The 22,908-nt window shown below is 64.4% G+C and carries 26 protein-coding genes and 1 tRNA gene; 12 read left to right on the top strand and 15 right to left on the bottom strand.

The window, feature by feature from the left end; translation table 11 throughout:
- The first annotated feature begins 12 nt into the window (after positions 1–12).
- The 7 genes from KFF05_04925 (at position 13) to KFF05_04895 (ending at position 7,977) form a co-directional block, all read left to right on the top strand.
- Positions 13–846, top strand: coding sequence for a hypothetical protein (locus KFF05_04925; protein UTW52709.1), 834 nt, complete (start codon positions 13–15; stop codon positions 844–846).
- 12 nt (positions 847–858) lie between these two features.
- Positions 859–3,801 carry a molybdopterin-dependent oxidoreductase gene (locus KFF05_04920; protein UTW52708.1) on the top strand — a complete coding sequence of 981 codons (2,943 nt, stop codon included), beginning with the start codon at positions 859–861 and terminating at the stop codon, positions 3,799–3,801.
- A gap of 142 nt (positions 3,802–3,943) precedes the next feature.
- Positions 3,944–4,921 carry a glycine reductase gene (locus KFF05_04915; protein UTW52707.1) on the top strand — a complete coding sequence of 326 codons (978 nt, stop codon included), beginning with the start codon at positions 3,944–3,946 and terminating at the stop codon, positions 4,919–4,921.
- Positions 4,918–6,126: a CoA transferase gene (locus KFF05_04910; GenBank protein ID UTW52706.1), complete on the top strand. Its 1,209-nt coding sequence runs from the start codon at positions 4,918–4,920 to the stop codon at positions 6,124–6,126. Before KFF05_04915 ends, KFF05_04910 begins: the two co-directional genes overlap by 4 nt.
- The gene (locus KFF05_04905; GenBank protein UTW52705.1) at positions 6,123–6,980 is read left to right on the top strand and encodes an IclR family transcriptional regulator; all 858 of its coding nucleotides are present in this window, start codon (positions 6,123–6,125) and stop codon (positions 6,978–6,980) included. The genes KFF05_04910 and KFF05_04905 overlap by 4 nt, the downstream gene beginning before the upstream one ends.
- Complete coding sequence (locus KFF05_04900) at positions 6,977–7,603, top strand: cysteine dioxygenase (protein ID UTW52704.1); 627 nt, start codon at positions 6,977–6,979, stop codon at positions 7,601–7,603. The genes KFF05_04905 and KFF05_04900 overlap by 4 nt, the downstream gene beginning before the upstream one ends.
- A 128-nt stretch (positions 7,604–7,731) precedes the next feature.
- The gene (locus KFF05_04895; protein ID UTW52703.1) at positions 7,732–7,977 is read left to right on the top strand and encodes a hypothetical protein; all 246 of its coding nucleotides are present in this window, start codon (positions 7,732–7,734) and stop codon (positions 7,975–7,977) included.
- A gap of 160 nt (positions 7,978–8,137) precedes the next feature.
- Here KFF05_04895 and KFF05_04890 read toward each other — a convergent pair.
- The 6 genes from KFF05_04890 to KFF05_04865 all read right to left on the bottom strand — a co-directional run bounded on the left by KFF05_04890 (position 8,138) and on the right by KFF05_04865 (position 11,798).
- Positions 8,138–8,213, bottom strand: a tRNA-Phe gene (locus tag KFF05_04890).
- A gap of 166 nt (positions 8,214–8,379) precedes the next feature.
- A complete protein-coding gene (yacG, locus tag KFF05_04885) occupies positions 8,380–8,589 on the bottom strand; it encodes a DNA gyrase inhibitor YacG (protein UTW52702.1) in 210 nt (69 codons plus the stop codon).
- Between the two features lie 4 nt (positions 8,590–8,593).
- Positions 8,594–9,994 (bottom strand): ribonuclease E/G, encoded by a 1,401-nt coding sequence (locus KFF05_04880; GenBank protein UTW52701.1) that lies wholly within the window; start codon positions 9,992–9,994, stop codon positions 8,594–8,596.
- Positions 9,995–9,996: 2 nt separating this feature from the next.
- Positions 9,997–10,593 (bottom strand): septum formation protein Maf, encoded by a 597-nt coding sequence (maf, locus tag KFF05_04875; GenBank protein ID UTW52700.1) that lies wholly within the window; start codon positions 10,591–10,593, stop codon positions 9,997–9,999.
- A gap of 12 nt (positions 10,594–10,605) precedes the next feature.
- On the bottom strand, positions 10,606–10,824 hold the full coding sequence (gene infA / locus KFF05_04870; protein ID UTW52699.1) for a translation initiation factor IF-1: 219 nt from the start codon (positions 10,822–10,824) through the stop codon (positions 10,606–10,608).
- Between the two features lie 107 nt (positions 10,825–10,931).
- Positions 10,932–11,798, bottom strand: a complete 867-nt coding sequence (locus KFF05_04865) for a LysR family transcriptional regulator (protein ID UTW52698.1) — start codon at positions 11,796–11,798, stop codon at positions 10,932–10,934.
- 157 nt (positions 11,799–11,955) lie between these two features.
- Here KFF05_04865 and KFF05_04860 point away from each other — a divergent pair, with 157 nt between their 5' ends.
- Both KFF05_04860 and KFF05_04855 read left to right on the top strand, forming a co-directional pair.
- Positions 11,956–12,228: a hypothetical protein gene (locus tag KFF05_04860; GenBank protein UTW52697.1), complete on the top strand. Its 273-nt coding sequence runs from the start codon at positions 11,956–11,958 to the stop codon at positions 12,226–12,228.
- Between the two features lie 288 nt (positions 12,229–12,516).
- Positions 12,517–12,705 (top strand): hypothetical protein, encoded by a 189-nt coding sequence (locus tag KFF05_04855; GenBank protein ID UTW52696.1) that lies wholly within the window; start codon positions 12,517–12,519, stop codon positions 12,703–12,705.
- 44 nt (positions 12,706–12,749) lie between these two features.
- On the opposite strand, the gene KFF05_04850 is transcribed toward KFF05_04855, so the two are convergent.
- On the bottom strand, positions 12,750–13,247 hold the full coding sequence (locus KFF05_04850) for a hypothetical protein (GenBank protein ID UTW52695.1): 498 nt from the start codon (positions 13,245–13,247) through the stop codon (positions 12,750–12,752).
- A 341-nt stretch (positions 13,248–13,588) separates the two neighbouring features.
- Here KFF05_04850 and KFF05_04845 point away from each other — a divergent pair, with 341 nt between their 5' ends.
- Positions 13,589–14,143 (top strand): hypothetical protein, encoded by a 555-nt coding sequence (locus KFF05_04845; GenBank protein ID UTW52694.1) that lies wholly within the window; start codon positions 13,589–13,591, stop codon positions 14,141–14,143.
- A gap of 25 nt (positions 14,144–14,168) precedes the next feature.
- On the opposite strand, the gene KFF05_04840 is transcribed toward KFF05_04845, so the two are convergent.
- From KFF05_04840 to KFF05_04825, 4 genes are read right to left on the bottom strand one after another with little or no spacing between them, the layout of a single operon-like run.
- Complete coding sequence (locus KFF05_04840) at positions 14,169–14,615, bottom strand: low molecular weight phosphatase family protein (protein ID UTW52693.1); 447 nt, start codon at positions 14,613–14,615, stop codon at positions 14,169–14,171.
- A gap of 13 nt (positions 14,616–14,628) precedes the next feature.
- Positions 14,629–15,108, bottom strand: coding sequence for a UPF0262 family protein (locus tag KFF05_04835; protein UTW52692.1), 480 nt, complete (start codon positions 15,106–15,108; stop codon positions 14,629–14,631).
- 16 nt (positions 15,109–15,124) lie between these two features.
- A complete protein-coding gene (hisD, locus tag KFF05_04830) occupies positions 15,125–16,429 on the bottom strand; it encodes a histidinol dehydrogenase (protein ID UTW52691.1) in 1,305 nt (434 codons plus the stop codon).
- Positions 16,413–17,081 carry an ATP phosphoribosyltransferase gene (locus KFF05_04825; GenBank protein UTW52690.1) on the bottom strand — a complete coding sequence of 223 codons (669 nt, stop codon included), beginning with the start codon at positions 17,079–17,081 and terminating at the stop codon, positions 16,413–16,415. The genes hisD and KFF05_04825 overlap by 17 nt, the downstream gene beginning before the upstream one ends.
- Positions 17,082–17,896: 815 nt before the next feature.
- On the opposite strand from KFF05_04825, the gene KFF05_04820 reads away from it, so the two are divergent.
- A complete protein-coding gene (locus KFF05_04820) occupies positions 17,897–18,289 on the top strand; it encodes a hypothetical protein (protein UTW52689.1) in 393 nt (130 codons plus the stop codon).
- A gap of 74 nt (positions 18,290–18,363) precedes the next feature.
- Here the strand turns inward: KFF05_04820 and KFF05_04815 are convergent, their stop codons facing one another.
- Positions 18,364–19,059, bottom strand: coding sequence for an alpha/beta hydrolase (locus tag KFF05_04815; GenBank protein UTW53589.1), 696 nt, complete (start codon positions 19,057–19,059; stop codon positions 18,364–18,366).
- A gap of 296 nt (positions 19,060–19,355) precedes the next feature.
- Here KFF05_04815 and KFF05_04810 point away from each other — a divergent pair, with 296 nt between their 5' ends.
- Positions 19,356–20,435 carry a HAMP domain-containing histidine kinase gene (locus tag KFF05_04810; protein UTW52688.1) on the top strand — a complete coding sequence of 360 codons (1,080 nt, stop codon included), beginning with the start codon at positions 19,356–19,358 and terminating at the stop codon, positions 20,433–20,435.
- 35 nt (positions 20,436–20,470) lie between these two features.
- Here the strand turns inward: KFF05_04810 and KFF05_04805 are convergent, their stop codons facing one another.
- The 3 genes from KFF05_04805 to KFF05_04795 form a co-directional block, all read right to left on the bottom strand.
- Positions 20,471–21,307, bottom strand: coding sequence for a phytanoyl-CoA dioxygenase family protein (locus tag KFF05_04805; protein UTW52687.1), 837 nt, complete (start codon positions 21,305–21,307; stop codon positions 20,471–20,473).
- A gap of 40 nt (positions 21,308–21,347) precedes the next feature.
- Positions 21,348–22,628, bottom strand: a complete 1,281-nt coding sequence (gene murA, locus KFF05_04800; GenBank protein UTW52686.1) for a UDP-N-acetylglucosamine 1-carboxyvinyltransferase — start codon at positions 22,626–22,628, stop codon at positions 21,348–21,350.
- Between the two features lie 89 nt (positions 22,629–22,717).
- The gene (locus KFF05_04795; protein ID UTW52685.1) at positions 22,718–22,888 is read right to left on the bottom strand and encodes a hypothetical protein; all 171 of its coding nucleotides are present in this window, start codon (positions 22,886–22,888) and stop codon (positions 22,718–22,720) included.
- Between the last annotated feature and the right edge of the window lie 20 nt (positions 22,889–22,908).

Below are 22,908 nucleotides of genomic sequence, written 5' to 3'. Positions count from 1 at the left end.
ACCCTGGGGGACATGACCACGAACACGCAGGATCTCCACACCAGCCCCGCCGCACCCGCGCCGGCGAAATCGCCCAAGCGGCCCGACCTGTCGAACCGGCGCCTGCTGATCTGGGTCGCCAGCTTGGTGCTGGCGATCGCCGGCTTTCTCATCGCCAAGCCGTTCCTGCCGGCCCCCTGGCAGCGCCCGGGCACGGAAATTCTGCAGCCCGTGGCGGCGATCGGCGCGGTCCTGCTGCTCGCACCCTTCCTGTTCTCCCTTGGTAAACGGGCCGGGCACAGCCAAATTCCCAACCGCCTGTTCATCCTGCATGTGGGGGCCAGCCTGCTCGGCATGTTCCTGGTCTCCCTCCATGCCGCCGCGGCATTTTCCGGTCCGCCGCTCGTCCTGGTCGCGTGCCTGGTCCTGTTGGTCCTGACCGGCGTGGTCGCGCGGGTCCATGTGTCGTCCCGCATGGCATCGACCTTCGGGCGCAAATCGGCGCCGTTCCAGGCCGCCGATCCGGGTCTGAAGGCCAAGCTGCGGGCTCTTATCGACAGGAAGGCAGCGCTGCTCCGGCACCTTGATGCTCAGGCCAGCGAGGCCCTGTTCTCACCCACCCTGCGGCATTTCCTGCGGGCCCCCGTCAAATCACTTGCCTATGCCCGACTGGCCCGGGAAGAGGCACGGCTGATCGGCGCCCGTCGATCGGTATCCTGGCTGCAGGCTTGGTGGCGGCCGGTCCACATGGCGCTGGCCTGGCTGTTCCTTGCGGGCCTGATCCTGCACGTCGTCCTGGTTACCTTCTTCGCCGGATATGTCGCCGACGGGCGCGACATTTACTGGTGGCATCTGGCGGCCTGGTAGGAGAACGCAGAGATGTCCCGCCTGTCCCTGATGATCGACATGGAACGCTGCATCGGCTGCAAAAGCTGCGAGGCAGCGTGCAAGGCGGAACACGGCCTGGGCCCGGGTGAAAACCGCAACCGCGTGGTCTGGCTCGGCGATACCACGCAACCGGCCCTGGATTTCCTGACCCTGTCCTGCCAGCACTGTGAGCGGCCCGCCTGCCTGCGTGCCTGCCCGGTGGCACCCAAGGCGATCTTCAAAGACCCGGACACCGGCGTCGTGCGCATCAACGAAGACCGCTGCACGGGCTGCGGCGAATGCGTCATCGCCTGCCCCTACGGCGCCATGGGCTATGACGCCATCGACCATCACGCCGTGAAATGCGACCTGTGCCACGACCGCCGCGCGGTCGGCCTGCGCCCCGCCTGCGCCACGGTCTGCCCCGGCGAGGCCATCACCTTCGGCGACCGCGCCGACCACCTGGCAAAAATCGAAACCGACGGCCGCCGCGCCGTCGACCACGACGCCTTCCTTCTGGACCCGTCCAACATCTTCCTCGAGCGCATCAAGGCCAGCGCCCCCGCCACCGAGGGATTTACGATGGCGGGCCGCCACCGCCCGGCCGTGATCGACGACCCGAAGCGGCGCCCGGCGCTGAGCCCGGACGACGTGGCCTTTCCTTATCGTTCGACCCGCGAAGAACGGGCCCCGGACAAGATCGTATCGGGCGGCTGCACCATCTGTTTCAACTGCTGCCCGACGCAGTATCACCTGAAGGACGGCAAGGTGATCCGCGTGACGGGCAACGAGGACGATCCGCAATGGAAGGGCAAGGTCTGCCCCAAGTCCCAGTTTCTGCTGCAGCTTCACAACAGCCCGGACCGCCTGACCCAGCCGCTGAAGCGCGTCGGCGAACGGGGCGAAGGCAAGTTCGAGCCCATCAGCTGGGACCAGGCGCTCGACGAGATCGCAGCCAAGCTGGAAGTCGTGCGCGCCAAACACGGGCCGGAAGCGCTGGCCCTGTTCGCCGGCACCCGCACGGGCACCCTGACCCGCAAGGGATACATCCGCCTGTTCACCCAGATGTGGGGCACGCCCAATTTCACCGATACGGAGCCCTTCTGTTCCGAGGCCAAGGCCGTCGCCTATGATCAGACCATCGGCATGCTCGGCAGCGGCAACAGCTATACCCCGAGCGATCTGGGCAGTGCCGCGCTCTACGTTTATTTCGGCGACAACCAGGCGGAATCCCGGCCCGTCCATTTCGGCATGATCAACGACTGGCGGCTGAAGAACGGGGCCCGCATGGTGGTGGTCGACCCGCGCCTGACCGTGACGGCAAGTAAGGCCGATCAATGGCTCGGCATCCGCCCCGGCACGGACCTGGCGCTGGCTCTGGCCCTCGCCCATCACGTGTTCGACCGCAATCTGCAGGACCAGCGGTTCTGCGACAATTGGGTCGAAGGCTGGGACGCCTGGCGCGATTATCTGATGGCCAAGGGCTATTCGCCGGACTGGGCCGCCGGGATCACCGGCATCGAGGCGGCGCAGATCCGGGCATTGGCCGAGGACATTGCCCGGGCCGACGGCTGCGTGATCTTCGCAGCGCGTGGCGTCAACCAGCACGCCAACGGCACACAGACCAACCGCGCCCTGATGTTCCTGGCCGCCATCACCGCCAATATCGGGCGCCGTGGCGGCGCTTTCTTCAACTTCGGCACGCCGTCGCCGGTGGTCGCCAACGCGCCGCCGGACCGCATCCGCCATCCGGAAAAGCCCATGGCCGGGGTCAACCCGGCGCGCTGGCTCGACGCCATGCAGACCGCCGACCCTTATCCGATCCGCGCCTTCATCACCTGCAACAATCCGCTGTCGGCCTGGCCCCATCAGGACCGGGTGCGGGAAGCCTTCAAGTCCCTCGACCTGCTGGTTCACATCGAACTGTTCGCCAATGAAACCAGCGCCTATGCGGACTATGTCCTGCCCGCCGCCACAGGCGTGGAGAAAGGCGAGATCAGCCGCGCCAGCGAGGACCGCCGGGTGGTCTGGATCGACAAGGTGATCGACCCGCCGGGCGAGGCCAAGGCCGACGGCTGGATCTGGATCGAGTTGGGCAAGCGGTTCGGCTTCGACGACGTGCTGCAGGACAAGTACAAGGATAGCGCCCTGTTCTGGGACGAGATGTGCATCAACGATCCCTGGATGAAGGGCTGCACGCAAAAACGCCTGCATTCCGTTCCCTGGCGCTGGGTCCGTGTCCCCGTGGTCGACGAAGACGCCGAGGAAATCGAGACCCTGCACCTGGAAGGCACGACCGCGCTCGGTTCCCCCGAAGGCCACCGCTTCCCGACCAAAAGCGGCAAACTGGAATTCTGGACCGAGGCGCAGGAAGCCAAGTTCCAGGCTCTCGGCTTTTCCGCCCTGCCCGAATTCTATACGGACCGCGAGCAGCTCATCGACCTGCCCTATGCGGTGCGCGGCGACGGCACCGGCCCGACCGTCCGCAGCCCCTTCGCCAAAGGCCAGGTCGATACGGTGACGTCCCGCATCGTGCAGCCGGGGGCCGATTCCCCAGCCCGCGCCCTCAAGGCCCGGGGCTTCGACACGCAGCTGATCACCGGCCGCCCGGCGGCCCCGCATTTCCATTCCTGGACCCATTATTCCTGGCAGGCTCAGGAAATGTGGCCGGACCTGTATGTCCAGATCCACCCGACCAAGGCGGCGGCGCTGGGTATCGAGGACGGTCGGGAGGTCACGGTCGAAACCGACCACGGCCAAATCCGGGCACGGGCCTGGCTGCATGCGGGCATCCGCCTGGACACGGTGTTCATCCCCATCGGCTGGGACCGGGCCCAGCCGTTCCACCCCTGGCCGTCGGTCAACCATCTGACCGACGAGACCCAGCGCGACCCGCTGTCGGACCACGCCAACCTCAAGGGCTACATGTGCCGGGTTTCGGCCAAGGCGCCGTAGGGTATATCGCGGACACGCCGGGGCAAGCGTGCGGCGGTGACGATAAAATTCTTTCCGATTAATGGAATTGATGTTCTATATAATAGAACAAACGGATCATGCGATCCGACCGACCCGTGAGACCAAGACACGAGGCATGAGGATGACATCGAGTAAGACCGCGCCGAAGAGCGACAGCGGATTGGCCTTCGCGCCGGAACTGGATCAACCCGTCCCCTATATGCGGCGGACGCGGGAATGGTATCTCGCGCTGGGCTACGACAACCCCTATGTCTGGGCCCACTACATCGACGTGCCGTTCACGCCGCTGACCAAGCCCCTGGCGCAATCGCAGGTGACCTTCATCACCACGGCGGCCCCCTATCAGCCGGACAAGGGCCCGCAGGGACCGGGAGCACCCTACAACTCCGCCGCCAAGTTCTATCAGGTCTATTCCGGCGACACGGCGGCGGAACACGACCTGCGCATTTCCCATGTCGGCATCGACCGGATCCATACCAGCATGGAAGACGCCCGCGCCTGGTTCCCCTTGGCGGCATTGCGGGACGCCCAGACGACCGGGCGGATCGGCGGCCTGACGAAACGCTTCCACGGTGCGCCGACCAACCGCAGTCAGCAGCACACTCTCAATTTCGACTGCCCGGAAATCCTCAACCGTTGCCAAGAAGACGGCGCAGACGTGGTGATCCTGATCCCCAACTGCCCGATCTGTCACCAGACCCTCTGCCTGATCGCCCGCCATCTGGAAGCCAACGGCATCCCCACGGTGGTCATGGGCTGCGCCAAGGACATCGTCGAATATTGCGGCGTGCCGCGTTTTCTGTTCAGTGACTTTCCCCTGGGCAACGCCGCCGGCCGGCCGCACGACCCGAAATCCCAGGCGGAGACGCTGGAGCTGGGCCTGCGGGTATTGGAAAGCGCCACCGGCCCGCGCACCACGGTGCAATCGCCGCTGCGCTGGTCAGACGATCCGGATTGGAAGGGCGACTATTGCAACATCGCCCGCCGCTCGCCCGAAGAGGTCGCGGCGCTGCGCGCCGAGGCGGAAAACGCCCGCATCGTCGCCAAGGAACTGCGGGAAAAGGAATTGAAGAAGGCCACAGCCGGGGGGACGGCATGACCGCGCCGGGCCCCCGCCCCTTCGATGGGATCAAGGTTCTCGACTTCACCCGGTTCTTCGCAGGCCCCTTCGGGACCTATCAGTTCGCCCTGCTGGGCGCCGACGTGGTCAAGATCGAGCCCATCGGTGGCGAGGACAACCGACGCGCCCAGCTCAGCCAGGAATGGGTCGACCGCAACATGGCGCCGGCCTTCATGGCGATCAACGCCAACAAACGCAGTCTGACCCTCGACCTGAAAAAGCCGGAGGCCCAGGAGATCGTCAAACGCCTGGTTCAGGACGCCGACATCGTCTGGGAAAATTTCCGCCCCGGCGTGATGGACCGCTTCGGCCTGGGCTACGAAACGCTCAAGGCGATCAATCCGAAACTGATCTATTGCGCGGTGTCCGGGTTCGGCCACAGCGGGCCGGAAAGCGCCAAGGCGGCCTTCGACGGCAAGATTCAGGCGATGTCCGGCATCATGTCGATCACCGGCGAGGCCGAGGGCGGCCCCATGCGCGCGGGCTTCGCCGCCTGCGACCTGATCGGCGGGATGACCGGCGCCTTCGCCGTTTCCGCCGCCCTGCACCAGCGCACGCAGACCGGAAAGGGCCAGTTCGTCGACGTCGCCATGCTGGATTCGACCCTCAATTTCCTGGCCCAGCACGTGACCGAATACACCGTCGCCGGTTTCGTGCAGCGCCAGTACGGCAACCTGTCGGTCACCCGCAAGGTGACCGCCGACCGCTTCCGCTGCGGCAACGGCTACATCATCCTGGCGATCCTGTTGGAAAAGCAGTTCGTCAATCTGATGAAGGCGCTGGGCCGGGAAGACGCGCTCACCGATCCGCGCTTCGTCGATTGGGCGGCGCGGACGGAAAACGCAGGCGCCCTGCGCGACGTGATCGAAGGCGCGATGCGCGAAGGGGATCCTGATTCCTGGGAACAGCGTCTGACCGAAGCCGACGTGCCCTGCGCCACGGTGAAGGGCATCGACGAAATCGCCGACCATCCCCAGGTCGTGGAACGCGGCCTTTTGCAGGAAGTGGACTCGCCCTACGGTCCCCTGCGCCTGGTCGGGCCGGGGTTCAAGCTGGCCCACGGCAGCGGCGCCGTCGACCACGCACCGCCCCATGTCGGCGAACATTCCGACGAGATCCTGGCCGAAGCCGGGTTCAGCGCCGAAGACATCGCCGAATGGCGCGCCGGCGGGGTGGTCGCATGAACAACACCCTGGTCAACGGCATGGCGCTGTTGGAGGTGCTGGCCCATAGCGACCGCGCGCTCGGCGTGTCGGAACTGGCGGCGCGGGTCGATCTGGGAAAAAGCAACGCCCACCGCCTGTTGCAGACCCTGACGGAACTGGGCTACGTCCGCCGCGACGCCGCCACCGGCACCTACGCGGCGGCGATCCGCCTGTGGGAACTGGGCACGGCCATGCTCAATCATCTGGACCTCCGCCAACTGGCCCTGCCGGCCATGGAGGCCCTGCTCGCGCGGACTCGGGAAAGCGTCCATCTCTCGGTCCTCGACGGGGACGAGGTGGTCTATCTGCACAAATTGGAAAGCCCCGAGCCGGTCCGCGCCTATTCCGCGATCGGCGGCCGCGCCCCCGCGCGCTGCGTCGCCACGGGCAAGGCTATGCTGGCCGCCTTGGGTGAGGCGGCGCTCGGCGCGCTGGCCGAGAACTTGCACGCCCACACGCCGAAAAGCATCACCGACGCCGATGCCTTCCTTCAGGAAATGGCGGGCATCCGCACGCGCGGCTACGCCGTCAACACCGGTGAGTGGCAGGAAACGGTCTGCGGCGTGGCCGCCCCGATCCACGATCCGGCCGGCGGCGTGATCGCCGCCATTGGTGTTTCGGGCCCGGCGGAACGCCTGCGCCCCGGCCGCTTCAAAGCGTTGGGTGTTGAGGTCACCAAGGCCGCGGAGGCCGTCGAACGCGCCCTGGCCGGCGATCCGTCGCCGCCGGCACCGATCGATCCCTGCGCCATCGGTGCCACCGCTTCATCCATTCCCCTGGCCCCCGGCCGCCCCATCCACCAAGAGAAAGAAAAACGGAAGGCATCCGAATGACCTCTTCCCCCGACTCCATCGCGCCGCTGCGCGATTTCGTCATCGCCATGACGAACCTTGTTTCCAAGACCGACGCCGAAGAAACCCTGCTCGCCGAAGGCCGCAAGCTGCTGAGCACGCTGGTGTCCCGCGACGACTGGCTGCCCGAGGCATTTGCCCAGCCCCATCCCGAGTTTTATCAGCAGTACCTTTTGCACGCCGACCCGCTGGAACGGTTTTCCGTCGTCAGCTTCGTCTGGGGCCCGGGGCAGAAGACGCCCGTCCACGACCATATGGTCTGGGGCCTGATCGGCATGCTGCGAGGGGCGGAAAAGGAAGTCCGCTTCGAACAGGACGCCCAAGGCAAACTGCACCAAGTGGGGGGCTGGGCCGAACTGACCCCCGGTCAGGTCGAGGCCGTGTCGCCGACCATCGGCGATATCCACGTCGTCGAAAACTCCTTCGCCGACAAGCCGTCGATCAGCATCCACGTCTACGGCGCCAACATCGGCGCGGTCTCACGCCATGTGTTCAAGCCGGAAACGAATGAGATCAAACCCTTCGTCTCGGGCTATTCCTCGACCAGCGTGCCGAACCTGTGGGACCGTTCGGCGACCGTGCGGGCGACGCTGCCCACCGCCTGACGCGATCATCCGATCCCAGCTCATCCCGCCGCGCGGACCGGCGGCGCGGATGACCTGGATCAATGCGGGCCGATGCCAAGTCGCTAGGGTGGCCCCAGTGACCACCCTGAACGATGAGGAGCATCATCATGGTTCATCTTCTTGAAAGCGACGCGGCCGCCCGATCCCCCCTTCTGGTGGAAGCGTTGAAAACCCTCAACATCAACGACGCCCATGTGCCGCAAGAACGCATGCGGCTGGCCAATGCGCGCTGCCGAACCTGCGAAAACGCCGACGCCTGCTTTTCCTGGCTGGCCGGCCTGGACGGGGCGCAGGACTATCATTGGTTCTGCCCGAACGCGCAGCTGTTCGACGACTTGGCCAAGGCGGCCTGAACCTCACCACCTTGCCAACGATGACGCCTCGCGTGATCCGCTAACCTTAGCGGACCGCGCAGAGGTGGCGTTCTATCCGTGTCCCGCGCCCATAACGGGCGGCACGCGGAGAGGCCCTGCGCCGAAAACGCAATGATAAATCAATATATTGAGGGGGGAATGGTGCCCAGGGGCGGATTTGAACCACCGACACCCGCATTTTCAGTGCGATGCTCTACCAACTGAGCTACCTGGGCAAACCGTGCGTCGGCGACGGCCTGAAAGGCCACCGCCCGTTGGCAAGACGTGGCTTATAGAAGAAATCAGAGGCCCTGTCCAGCGCGGGTGCGTGGGGAATTTTCACGCGGATTTCCAAGTATTTCCGGCCTTGCGTCCCCGCCGCCAGGCCGCCGGGCGCAGGGTTTAATCCTCGGTATACTCGCCTTCGGCATCCAGATCCTCGGGCCCTTCGTTGGTCGGAATGCGGTAGCCGCCGCCGAGCCATTGGCCGAGGTCGATATCGGCACAGCGTTTGGAGCAGAACGGCAGGAATTCGGTGACTGGCGGCTTCTTGCAGATCGGGCAGGGTTTGCGCTTCAGGGGCACGACCTTGGCGCCCGTCGTCTCGCTCATGGCGTTAGCCCTCCGTAACCTCGAACCGGCCGGGGCCGAGAGCGCCGTCGCGTTCCACCCGGATTGCCCCGCCGGTCCGGGCATTGGCATCGTCCAGCGCATCCTTGAGCGGCCCGGCCAGCGCATCGGCCACGTCGGCGGCGCAGGCGATGCGGATCACCGCCCCCCGCACCGCGATGGCGCGGCGCAGCGCCGCGAGACCCGCCGCCGTGGGGTCGGCCGTCAGCCCCCCCGGGCGGGCCAGCAGGCGGGTCAGGGACGGGCCGCGGCGGCGGCGCGTCAATTCCACCAAACCCAACCCCGTGTAGCCCAGGACATGGCATTCGACCGGATCGCCGGCAAGCGCGCTGCGCAATTGGGCGAGCACTTCCAGGCGTTCCTTCTTGCCCTTCATGGCCAGGAAATCGATGACGATCTGTCCCGCCAGGTTGCGCAGGCGCAGTTCGCGGGCGATGGCGGTCACGGCCTCGCGGTTGGCCTTGGCCGCCAGGCGCTGAGGCGAGCCGGAACCAAGCGGCCCGCCCTTGGTCTGGCCGGTGTCGACGTCAATGGCCGTGAGCGCCGGGGTTTCGCTGATGATCACCCGGCCGCCTGAGGGCAGGGGCACCACCGGCGACAGCACACCGTCGAGGGCTTCCTCGACACCGAATTCCTCGAACAGCGGCGCCGTGCCGGACCAGGCCTCGGCCTTTACGCCGGGGGCCAGTTCCCGGACCAGGCGCAGGGCCTCCGGATCGTCGGAAATAACGCGGCAGCGCGGCCCGGCCAGGGTCAGGGCGCGTTCGATGGCATCGGGCGGCGCCAACAGGGCTTCCGGCGCCTTGACCGTATCCTCGAAGGCGGCATCGACGTCGTCGCGCAGGGCCAGCAAGCGGTCCAGGTCGGCGGAGATTTGGGAAATATCGGCCCCGCCGGCGGCGGGGGTGAAGGTCAGTCCGCAATCGCCGGGTAGGATTTCCTCAAGTATTTCCAGTTCCTTGCGTTCGGCCGGGGCGAGAAAGCGGGAAAACTTCATGCCCTCGCCGCCCAGGTGCAGGGTCACGAAGCGGCCGGTCAGCGCCAAACGGCAGGTCAGGCGTGGGCCCTTGCCGTCCATGGCTTCGCGGTCGGCCTGGACCAGGACCTTGTCCCCTTCGCCAACGGCTTCGGTGATGGATTTGATGCGCTGGTCGCCCGACTGCCGGGCGTCACCGGCGGCGAGGAACCCGGGATCGTCGCCGTCGATATCGACGAAGGCGGCGTTGAGGTCGCGGTTGATGGCGGTCACGCGACCGACGAACACCGCCCCTTCGACGCCTTCGTCGCTGTCCCGTTCGAACAGAACCTGGACCACCGTGCCCTTGGCGAGTAGCGCCACGCGCATCTCGCCCGGCCCGGCATTGATCAGGATCGTGTCGGCGCGCATGGCTATCCTTTCCCCGCCGGGGACCATGCCCCGGCGCCGGTCAGCAGCGCCGCCGTAAGGGCGAGCGGCAAGCCGACCACATTGTTGTAATCACCGTTGATCGCCGTGACGAACAGCGCGGCAAGTCCCTGAATGGCGTAGCCGCCGGCCTTGTCCCGCCATTCGCCGGAGGCGAGATACATATCCACCTCGGCCCGGCTGAGGCGCTTGAACTGCACGGCCGTCACCGAATCGCGGACCACAACCCGCCCCCCGGGGCAAACCAGGGCGACGCCGCCGATGACCCGATGCCGGCGCCCGGACAACAGGTCCAGGCAGCGCCGGGCTTCCGCTTCGTCGGCGGGCTTGGGCAGCGAGCGACGGCCACAGGCGACGACCGTGTCCGCGCCCAGGACGAAATCGCCCGGATGGGCGCGCGCCACGGCGGCGGCCTTTTCCCCGGCCAGACGGCGCGCCAACGCACGCGGCGCCTCGCCCGCGCGCGGCGTCTCGTCGATGTCGGCGGGCACCACAGCGGCGGGCGCGATCCCGACCTGGGACAGCAGATCCAGCCGCCTGGGCGACGCCGAGGCGAGAATCAAGCGGCCAGCCATGGGCATGTCCGCCAAACTTTATTTGAAACGAAAGGTGATCCGGCCCTTGGTCAGATCGTATGGCGTCATCTCAACATTGACGCGATCGCCAGCAAGCACCCGGATCCGGTGCTTGCGCATTTTGCCCGCCGTATGGGCGAGGATTTCGTGTTCGTTGTCCAGTTTGACCCGGAACATGGCGTTGGGCAGCAGTTCCGTCACCGTGCCCGTAAACTCCAAAACGTCTTCTTTCGCCATTAGCACTCCAATAATTTGGCCGAAACGCCCCAGAACATGACGTCTAGCCGGGTAAAAATCAAGGGATTGCGGGGATTTGCCGATATCACCCCAATCCGGGTGCCCAATCAGATGTCGCCATCGTCGCCGGCTTCGTCGCGGGCGGCGCTGCGCAGGCCCTCGACAGCCGTCTGAAACAGCGGATTATCGACCCCTTCCAAATGCACAATGAAGATCGGCCGGCGGAAAACGGGGGCCTCTTCGACCAGGTGAAACACACCTTCCTCCAGGCGCGGACGCACGGCGCGCAGCGGCAAGTAGGCCGACCCACCGGCGCGCAGGATGTGCTGTTGGGCAAGCGGCCCGTAGCTGACCGCCAGCGCCGGGGCCGCCAGATCAGGGAAAGCATCCAAATGTTCCATGCGGAATTCCGCACCCCAGTCGACGAACACGTAACTGGCGTCCCAGGGACCGCGGGTCGTCGGCTCCGTCGAGACCAGAACCAGGCTGTCCTGGGCCAGTTTCTCGACCACCAAGCCCGAACGGTGCTGCGGCGTATAGCTGACCGCGAGATCGATGAAGCCTTCGACGACTTGACTCATCAAGGTGTCGGAGGTGCCGACCTCGGCGCGCAGGGCGACCTCGGGCAGGGCCTGGCGGACCCAGGACATCCAACTCACCATCATGCGTTCCCACAGGGTGAATTCGGCACCGACGGTCAGAAGGGCGGAATATTCCGTCGGCAGACCGACATTGTGGCGTGCCTGCTCCCAGGTCTGCAGCAGCTTTTCCGCGAACGGGCGGAACTGCGCGCCCGCCGCCGTCAACGACGCCCCCGCCTTGGTGCGCACGAACAGCGGCTGCCCCAACAGGTCTTCCAGCAGCTTGACCCGGGTACTTACGGTCGACTGCGTGACATAGAGGCGTTCCGACGCCTTGACGAAATTTCCGACCTCGCAAATGGCAAGAAAGGTACGCGCAAGATTGATGTCCATGGGGCGTTTCCGAAGGAAATCCGGGGGTGATCCTGCATGAATTATACATCGATAATTTTGATATAAACCATAATTTTATTTCGTTTGAGAAATGGCTGATTTTCTCCGAAAGTTGCCTCGTCCAATCATGGACAGATACCCCTTTTTGGAGGAATACATGAAAGTTCTGCCCTTCATTGGCGCCGCCGCGATCGCGCTTGCTCTTGCGGCACCGGCCAAGGCCGTGGACGTGACCAATGAACAGGAAACCGAAATTCAGCTCACGGTTTCCGATTCCGAAGGCTCCGAAATGGTCAACATCGCCGCCGGCGAAACCATCCCGAACCTCTGCGAAAAATGCAAACTCGTGCTGGGTGACGAAGCCGTCAGCGTGCAGGGCGACCAGGTCGCCGTGATCCGCGGCGGCAAGATTTCCATCCGCACCAACTGATCGAGGAATGCGGGGACGGGCGTCTGCCCGCCCCTGCAGGAACGCGCCTGGGAGGGCGTCATCGGGACCGGGAGCGGTCGACGACAGGCTTAAAAGCCCTGCCCCTCGCATAAGGCCGGCACTGACGCACCCCCCGTTCCCGAGCGCCGCACCATCGGCAAAACGCCTCTCCAGGCAGCGTTTCTTGAACTTTCCAGCCTGCGCCTAGGTCTACCGAATTCGTTCTATCGCAATCAATCGGCCAAACCGCCCTCCCACGTATGGCCCCTTTTCAGAAAGGCAAACGCCATGTTGACGCAGCCCTCCATCCCATCTCCGGCCCCTTCCGGCATGCCGCAGAACGTCCCTGCCCCCGACGCCCGGTCGTTCTGGCAACGCGCCGATGACATTACGGGATTTGCCCTGTTCATGGTCATCGTGGTCGGTGGTGTCGTGTCACCGTTCGCCCTGTATCTCTACGGGCTGCTGTTCCGCTAATCCCGGAATCTGCCGCTTCGGCCTGGGTTTGACGCGTCCGCCGGCTACCGCCATTCCAGGCGGTGGACGACGGCGCGGCAGGCCGTGGACGCATCACTGGCCGGCGTCAGCAGGTTCAACTCGACGTAAGTGGATTCCGCCAGGCGTTGCCCCAGGGCCACGATTTCGCGCTCCGTGGTTTCAGGTTCGCGCGAAAACATCACGCCCAGTCGGCGCTTGACCCGTTCTTCGTCGGACAGTTTCAGGGAATAGCGGATTGCGCCGACGCCGAACATCTCGCGGATCGCGATACCGCGCCGCGCCCAGCAGAACCCCTCGTTGACCTTTTCCGGCGCGACCGCGACGTCGAACCGGACATTGAGACGGCGCAAGGCGTTATCAAAAGTAACCCTGTACTGGGCCGGTGGTCCGACCGCCGTCGTCAGACGGGCTGCCGCCGTCTGCGCGCCGGCGCGTACGCGCTTGATCCCGGCGTCCATCAGCGTCACCGGCTGCGCCGCCAAGCCGTCGAACAGATCCCCGGCCTGCGCCAGGGCCGCCACGGGAGCCCCTCCAACCGCTAGGGGCAAGAACACGCTCGCCATGAGCACGGTTTTGGACCGAAAGGCCCGGTATGAGCGCGACATCCAGTCTCCTTATTTCATTCTCCGAGTGCCGATCGGCCCTCTTCAGGCCATTTTACCGTAGCAACCCGCCAGAGCGAGCCTGGAGTCCGTATTTCACCACCCGCGTGACAACCGTCACATTCTCCTGCGGCAACAGTGCATACAATCAAATCACTTTTAACCATTAAAGTGCATGCTGATTCATGGATCGGCGCGGTGATATACGACACGCGCCGAGGTGAATTTGTGTGTTTTTGGGATGCCTTGGGGGAGGGGTCATGAATACCGCATCCGAGTCGGCATACCGCTTTTTTCAGCGCGAGGTCACCATTGAGGATCTGCGTAACCCCTTGTTCGCGGACGTCCTCGCCGTATGGGACGCGCTACGCGGCGACGCCATGGGGCCGCCCTGGCGGGTTACCGACATGCTGCGCTACCCGCACGCGGCCATCCCGTTCATCAGCGTCGTCGATCTGACCAAGGATGGGGAATTCCGTTACCGATATTGGGGCACAGGCCATATCGATGTGAAGGGTTACGATTACACCGGCCGCTCCCCCCGAGATCACGCACCGGCTGATTACGGGCGCATGATCAACGACGAATACCGGACCGTCGCCGACACCGCGAAACCCAAGGCCTTCGTTCACGATATCCGCCCGGGTTTTGCCCAGACTTCCAAATTTCAGGAAACCTTGCGCTTACCGCTTGCCAACGACGGGCGGACCGTATCGGGCGTCATTTCCTTCGCCGACTGGCGCTCCAACGCCGGACATTGGACGGAAATGTTCGACACCCTGTCCGACCCGGCGGCGGGCCTTGGGGCCATTTGAAACCCGCCCTTCCCGGCCTGATTCCTTACGTATCGACGACCGCATGTACGGGAAACCGTGCCTTGATACGATCCATCAGTTGGTCGCGCACCATGCGGTAGGCCTGCAACTTTTCCTCACGATTGTCGGTCTCGATAATCGACGGGTCGAAGGTGTTCCAGAACTCAACGTCGCAAGCCATGATTCGCGTCAGTTCCATGGCTTTGTGTTGGGCTTCGGGCGACAGGGTGATGACCAGATCGAAGAAGTCGTCTTCCAGGTCGTCGAAGGTCTTCGACCTGTGTTTCGACATGTCGATGCCGATCTCGTCCATAACCGCGATGGTGAAGCCATCGATCTGTCCTTCGCGGGCCCCTGCACTGTCGACATAAATCCGATGACCGTGGAGAAACTTCAGGATGCCCTCCGCCATGGGAGAGCGGATGGAATTCATGGTGCAGGAGAACAGGACCGCAGAGGGAAGGTCAGCCAAATTCGCCGTCCCCCTAAGCCTTGATATGAAGCACGCAGACCAGCGTGAACAGCCGTCGGGCCGTGCGCAGGTTCATTTCGACTCGGTCTTCAAGCCGCATGCGCAGAATTTCAGCCCCTTCGTTGTGCAACCCCCGGCGGCCCATGTCGATGGCTTCGATCTGGTTCGGCGACATGGTCTTGATTGCCTTGAAATAGCTGTCACAGATCATGAAATAGTCACGCACGATGCGCTTCATGACGCTGATCGGCAGGGAGATCTTGACCAGATGGGTACCACCCTCATCATCCACATCGAAGACAAGGCGGTTGTCCTGGATCGACAGGCGCAGGGCATAAGGTCCGTCGTGATCGATCTCTAGCGGGTGGAAGTTGTTTTCTTCAAGCAGGTCGTAGATCGCGACCTTGCGTTCATGGTCGACCTGCGGACTGCGGCTGACGACGCTTTTTTCATCCAGTTCGATGTGGACAATGCGATGCGTGTCGCCACTCATGATCGGCTGCTCCGGCCTAGTCCCCCGCCGGCGTGTTCAGGCGGATGGAAATGGAAAGCGCGTGGGCGTCCAGGCCTTCGGCCCGGGCCAAGGCCACGGCTTCGGGACCGATAGCGCGCAGGCCCTCGGCATCGCATTCGATCAAGGACGATCGCTTCATGAAATCCAGCACCCCAAGGCCCGACGAAAACCGCGCACTGCGCGACGTCGGCAGCACATGGTTGGGCCCGGCGATATAATCACCGATGGCTTCCGGCACGTAACGGCCCATGAAGATGGCGCCCGCGTTGCGCACCTTGCGGCCCAGGGCATCGGCGTTATCGGTGGCGATTTCCAGATGTTCCGGCGCGATGCGGTCGACCAGGGGAATGGCGCCCGCCAGGTCCGGCACGGTGATGATGGCGCCGTAAGTCGCCCAGCTTTCCCCGGCCGTGCCCGTGCGCGGCAGGGTTTTCAGATGGCCTTCGACGGCGTGCTCGACGGCGTCGGCGAAGGACGCATCATCAGTGATCAGGATGGCCTGGGCGGCGGTGTCGTGTTCGGCCTGGCTCAACAAATCGGCAGCGATCCAGGTAGGATCGTTGGCCCCGTCGGCCAACACCAAAATTTCCGACGGCCCCGCGATCATATCGATGCCGACGGTTCCGAACACCAGGCGCTTGGCCGCCGCCACATAGGCGTTGCCGGGGCCGACGATCTTGTCGACCGGGCGGATCGTCTCGGTGCCGTAGGCCAGCGCCCCCACGGCCTGTGCCCCGCCGATGCGGTAGATTTCATCGACGCCGGCGATCGCCGCCGCCGCCAGGACCAAGGGGTTGAGCACACCATCCGGCGTCGGTACGACCATAACCAGTCGATCCACGCCCGCGACCTTGGCCGGGATCGCGTTCATCAGCACGGACGACGGATAGGCTGCGGTGCCGCCGGGCACGTAAAGGCCCGCCGCTTCGACCGCCTGCCAGCGGTAGCCCAGGCGAAGACCCGCGGCATCCGTGAAGTCCAGGTCTTCGGGCAATTGCTTTTCATGGAACGCGCGGATGCGCCCGGCCGCCGTGGCCAGGGCCGACAGCGTTTCCGGGGTGCACTGGCCGCGCGCGGCGTCCACTTCTTCGGGCGTGATCGCCATGGTTCCGACGGTCAGATCGAAGCGGTCGAACCGCTTGGTATAGTCCAGAACAGCCGCATCACCGCGCGCCCGCACGTCGGCCAGGATGGCCGTGACGACGTCGTTCACATCGGCTTCGCTCTCGCGCTTGGCGCCCAGAAGGTCCTTGAACGCGTCTTCGAAACCGGGATCTCGGGAATCAAGCCGCAAGGGCATCGACGGCCTCCTTGAACTTGGTGACCCAGCCGCCGATTTCCTTGGGCCGGGTTTTCCAAGCGGCACGATTGACCGCCAGCCGCGAGGTGATTTCGGCGATGGTTTCAACTTCGACCAAGCCGTTGGCCTTCATCGTCGCCCCGGTCGAGACCAAGTCGACGATACGCCGGCACAGGCCCAGGGTCGGTGCCAGTTCCATGGCGCCGTTCAATTTGATGCATTCGGCATGGACGCCGCGCCGGGCAAAGTGACGGCGCGTCAGGGTAGGATATTTGGTGGCGACGCGGATCGACGACCACTGCTGGGGATCGTCGCTTTTAACCATTTCCGCCGGTTCCGCCACGGCTAAGCGGCAATACCCGATGCCCAGATCCACGGGCGCGTAGATTTCCGAATAATCGAATTCCATCAGCACATCATTACCGGCAACGCCCAGGTGGGCGGCGCCAAAGGCGACGAAGGTCGCGACGTCGAATGAGCGCACCCGGATGATGTCCAATTCCGGCACATTGGTGGTGAAGCGGAGTTGGCGGCTTTTGCTGTCATCAAAGGCTGGTTCCGGCTCAATCCCCGCATGACGGACCAGCGGCATCACTTCTTCAAGGATGCGCCCTTTGGGCAGGGCCAGGACGAGCTTTTCATTGGCGTTCATGATCGTTTTCCGTCGCGGTCAATCGGGTTGTTGCGGCGCATACATAATGCCATTCGCGCCAGGATGCCAGGAAACAAACCCCGGAAATCCCCGGTTCTCGCTTGTTCGAACCCATCAGGACGGACGATCACCCTCCGCCGCCAGCGGCACGAAAAGCGCCGTTCCCCGCGGGAACAAAGACATGGTAGATTACCGTCATGTCCAGGTCATCGACATTCCGGGCCACACAGGACTTCCTAGTGGCGGGCCTTTGTTTCGCGGCGGTTATTTTATGGTTGTCGGCGGTTGCAAATGCCGCACCCTGGAACGGCGGGACCGTCCAGACCAGCGCCCCCCTGTCCCTGCCGGGAACCCCGGACCTGAACGTCAGGGAAAAACGCGAGGCCCTGCTTCGCCGTGCGCTGGGTAACCTCGCAACAACCGCCCAGCCCCCGCAATCACTGGCCGATCTGGATGGCCCCCAAGCGCTTTCCGCCACAGTGCCGGCCATTGCGCTGACGGACAGCCGCGCCCCTGTGGTAGCGGCCATCAGCCGGCGAACACACCGGCGTTCGCCGACAGACGGGTTTCAGTCACGCGCGCCGCCGCAAGGCGTCTGACCTTCCTGCGGCATACGCCGCATAACGCCCCCTTACAGCCGGCGGCCGCTTAGGCCGCCCTCAGCATGACGAGAAGCGACCGTGTCATGGGTCATCGCCTGTGGCGATGGTCCAGCGCAATCATCCGGAAACGGCCCGCGCTAAGTCGCGGCGCCGCGCCTAAACAGTGGCCGGTCCGCCCATCGTCATGCGATCACGATGTATGAGAGAATCACCATGTCCCCGATCTTTTCATTTGCACTGGAAACCATCGCCATGATCGCATCACTGGCTCTGGTTCAAGCCACCGTCCTTCTCATGCAATACGCCAATCGTGCCGCCTGGTTGAAGCGCGATAACATCGACACCTTGCTGGCCGTCACCGTCGGGACAGCCATCCTCGTCGCCATCGGCCTGGAGGTCGACAGTCTGATACGGATCGGCATGAACAACGAATTGGCGGTCTTGGCCGGGCCCGTCGTTTGCGCGGTGGCCGCCAAAATCATCTGGCACGCCTTCAACTGCCGCGCGCGCCAGGAAATGGCCAAAGCAGGCATTTCACCATTCGGTCGCCTGACCGACACCACCCGGCAAGTACCGACACCGGCACAAGAACCGAAAGCGGGGTAACCTCCCGCCAACGGCGTCACCTTATTTTGGGGCGTTTCGTTTGGCCATTCCCGGAACCGGGCCGGTTGCCCGTTTCACGTCAGATTGGCGATGAAACGGGCGGCCTCCGGGAACAGAATGTCCGGTGCTTCCAAGTGCGGGCTGTGGCCGCAGCCGGTAATGACCAGATGCTCGGCCGGTCCGGAAATGCCGTCGGTGATGGCGGAAACCTGTGCTTCCGTTCCGTATTGGTCATTTGCACCCTGAACCACCAGCACGGGGCAGGTTACCGACGGCAAACAGTCCTCCACGTTCCAGGCGCGGAAACCGTCGGTCAGCCAGGTGTCGTTCCAGCCGAAAAAGGCCCCATCCACGTTGTCGCCGTGATAGCGGCGAAGCCGATCCCGCAGATCTGTTTCCTGCCAGGACGCACGCGCATCCTGAATGCCACGGATCGTCACATCCTCGTTGAACACATGGGCCGCCATGGTAACCACCCCGCGGATGCGCACATCACGGCCCGCCGCCATCAAGGCAATGGTGCCGCCGTCGGAATGGCCGATCAGCACTGCCGCCTCAATACCGGCGGCGTCCAACACGGCAGGAAGAACCTCATACGCCTCCGGCGCGTGGTAATCGACGGTCCGCGGCAAGGTGATGCCCTCAGACCGTCCGTAGCCCGCCCGCGAATATGCCAAGGCGGGCAATCCGGTCAGACCAGCAAGGGTTTCGGGCACATCGCGCCACATGTCGACGCAGCCGAGGCCTTCGTGCAGAAACACGAGCGCCATCTCCCCAGACGCCGGCGGCCCGCCCCACCAAGCATACTCCAGGCGCTGACCGGCGGCGTCGAAGTATCGGATTTTATCGGTCACGGGAGACAGCCTGCATCACGGTCGGGCCGTCAGCCTAACCCAGGTATTCCCGGCGTTCCAGGGATTCGCGGTGGAATTTCAACAGGCTACCGCAGCCGCCCGGTTTCCTGTGATGGATATCACTTACAGGCAGGCCGCCCCCGCACACTCTAACCATGGGGAAACGGTTCACGCGCCTAGCGCGGGGACCCTGAGGACATGGATGGAAAGCAATGCGAACGCCCATCCGCCGCCGCGTGGGGAACGCGGTATTGACCGGCTGTGCGGCCGCCATCCTGGCAGGCGCCACGATCCATTATGACCTGTTCGGCGGCATTCACACCTTCGTGCACCGGTTCGAAGAATGGAGCCTGGGCAATATCCTGGCCGCCATCGTGGTCTGCGCCCTTGCCGGCATGGCTTATGCCTTGTGGATATTGCAGACGGTCCTGCGCAGCCAACGCACGGTCACGCGGCGGGTTTTGCGCGCCCATGCCCATGCCATGGAGATCGCCCGCGACGAGGCCGCCCTGGCGCGGGAGAATGCCGAACTGGCGAACGACGCCAAGACCGAGCTGTATCAGCGCACCATCCAGGACCTAACGGAAACCGCCGGCAACATGCGGGACAAGCTGGGCATCCTGCGTTCGCAGATCGCCAATCTGAATGACAATGAGGCGCGGCTTCTGATCGACGATGCGGTCCGCAGCGTGAACGGCGTTTATACCCTGATCGCAGATCTGGAGCGGGCCAACGCCATGCAGCGCAATGCGCTGATCACCAATTGGGAGCCGATCAACCTGATCGACATGCTGGAAACGGTGATCGAAAGCATCTCCCCCCCGGGCACCGCACGCGGCATCCGCATCCACTTCGCCCCCGGCATGGTCGCTCGGCGCATCGTCAAGGGGCAGTCCGACCGTCTGATCAAGGCCCTGGTCGAAGTTCTGCTGAACGCCGTTTCGCGCAGCCCCAAGGGCGGGCGCATCTTGGTCGAGGTCATGGGCGACCGCCTGAGCCTGATCGTGCGCATCACCGACGCCGGGCCGCATATCTCGTCGCGCATCGGCAAACGGCTGTTCGATGCCTACGGCATCGACCCATCGGCCATCGATCCGGACCGCGAAGGTGCCGCCATCACCCTGCAGGCGGCGCAATCCATCCTGGAACGCCACAAAGGCAAGATCAGCTTTGAAAACCTGCCGCACGCGGGCGTTACTTTCCTGATCACCATTCCGGTGTACGAACTGGCTGCGGCGCGCACGGCGGCCGGCACCTGGGTGTTGCAGGACCTGTCGCCCAACGACGGCTGAGCCCCGACCGCTCCCCCTTATTCCGACAGATTGCCCTACAGCTTGCCGGTCATCTGATCCGCGCCGTGGTACAGCACCTGGCGCACGGCTTCGGCCGCGCGGGCGTGATAGGCGACGGTTTCCGGGTCCATGTCCGCCTTGACCCGGGGCGTGTGTTCGAAATGGTTGAAGTTGTCCCGGCCGCGTACCAGGGCGGCGGAATCCCACTGCCCGACACTCTGCATGGCCTTGGCCGGCATGTAATGGAACGAAATGCCGATCCGCCGATCCCCGGACAGGTTCGGGCCGGAGGCATGAGCCAAGCGGATATTGTGGAGAGACATCTGTCCGGGCCTGAGCGGCATGGCCACCGCCTTGCTCTCGTCGATGCCCTGGGTGATCTCCTGGCCACGGGTCAGCATGTTGTTCTCGTGGTAGAGATCTTCGTGCTTCAAAGGCGGGCCCAGATGGGTGCCGGGCAGGACGCGCATACAGCCCGCTTGCTCGCTCGCTTCCGACAGCGCCAGCCAGGCCGTCACCACTTCACCACCGGCCAAACCCCAGTAGTTGGAATCCTGATGCCAGGAAACGTATTGCCCGGAACCGGCTTCCTTGGTCCAGCTGAGGGTGTTCCAACACAGGATGTCGGGCCCCAGGATGTCCTCCATCATGTCGACGATACGCGCGTCATGGACCAGATCGTCCAGCCATTTGAACAGAAGATGTGTCTTGTTGCGCTGCAGGCCGTTGAGGGGCGCGCCTTGGGACGCCTCGAAGGCTTCGATCCTCGCACGCAGATCATGTGCCTCCGCCGCCGACAACACGTCGACGGGCGTGTAATAGCCGTCATCCTTGAATTGTCGCAGGGCCTCTGGACTCAGGACCTTCACCATGGCGTATCCTCCCGATTTTCCGGGAAGGATACTAAAAGCCTTAGACCCCCGCCACCCGGGCGATGTCGGCGCCGCAGGCGGCCAGCTTTTCCTCCAGCCGCTCATACCCGCGATCCAGGTGATAGACCCGGTTGACCTGGGTTTCACCCTCCGCCGCCAATCCCGCCAAGACCAGCGACACCGACGCCCGCAGGTCCGTCGCCATGACGGGCGCCCCCGACAATTTCTTGACGCCCCGCACGATGGCGGATGCTCCGTGCACGTTGATGTCGGCGCCCATGCGGCACAGTTCAGGCACATGCATGAAGCGGTTTTCGAAAATGGTTTCCGTGATCATGGCGGCCCCGGTGGCCACGGTCATCATGGCCATGATCTGGGCCTGCATATCGGTGGGAAAGCCGGGATAGGGTTCGGTCATGCTGTCGACGCCGCGCAGTTCGCAATTGGCGCGATTGACCTTGAGCCCATCCTTGGTTTCCGTCACCTCGACCCCGGCGCGTTCCAGAAGGTCGATCACGCTTTCGATCAGGTCGGCGCGGGTGTTGGTCAGGGTCAGCTCACCCCCGGTGATGGCGGCGGCGGCGGCATAGGTGCCGGTTTCGATCCGGTCGGGCAGGACCCGGTGGCGGGTCCCGGACAGCTGGTCCACGCCGGTGATCCGCAGGGTGTCCGTACCGATACCAGTGATCTTCGCCCCCATTTCCGTCAGGCAATTGGCCAAATCCGTGATTTCGGGCTCGCGCGCCGCGTTGGCAATCACCGTGTCGCCCTTCGCCAGGGTTGCGGCCATCAGGGCGTTTTCCGTCGCCCCGACGGAAACCTTGGGAAACAGGATATGCCCGCCGCTCAGACCGTTCGGCGCGGTCGCCTGGATGTAGCCTTCCTTCAGCTCGATCTCGGCGCCCAGGGCCTCTAGCGCCTTCAGGTGCAGGTCCACGGGCCGGGTGCCGATGGCGCAACCGCCCGGCATGGACACGCGGGCCTTTCCGGCGCGGGCCAGCAGCGGGCCCATGACGACGACCGAAGCCCGCATCTTGCGCACCAGGTCGTAGGGGGCTTCCGTCGCGGTGATCTTGCGCGCCTGCAGGCGCACCACGGGTTCGTTGCTGGTGTCGTCGACCGTACGCGTCAATTCGACGCCCAGTTCACCCAACAGACTGCCCATGGTCGCCAGATCGGCGAGGGTGGGCATGTTGGTGAACTCGATCGGGTCCTCGGTCAACAGGGAGACGGCCATCAAGGGCAGGGCCGCGTTCTTTGCCCCCCCGATGGCGATGGTGCCGTTCAAGGGGCGGCTGCCCCGGATGCGAATACTGTCCATCACCGTTGATTAACAGAAGAAATGGGGCCCTGTCATGGCGGGAATGGGATTATTTCCGGGCCCGGCCGGCCCTGGCCATGCCGGCGCCCCTAGGCGCCCTCTTTGCCGGAAGGGACCGTGTCCCGTTTGCGTTGCTGGGCCTTGCGTTTGGCCAGGTTGGCGCGCAGTTGCTCGGCCTGGCGCGCTTTGCGCGCCGCTTCAGCCTCGGCCCCGGCGCCGCTTTGGCCCGGGCGTTTCTTCGCATCGTCAGACGGGGTCATGCTGCCTCCGATTCGGCCTT

The sequence above is a fragment of the bacterium SCSIO 12827 genome (assembly GCA_024397995.1).
GTDB lineage: Bacteria > Pseudomonadota > Alphaproteobacteria > Rhodospirillales > Casp-alpha2 > UBA1479.
The sequence above is the reverse complement of the archived record's forward strand: the minus strand, read 5'-3'. Positions and strand labels throughout refer to the sequence as shown.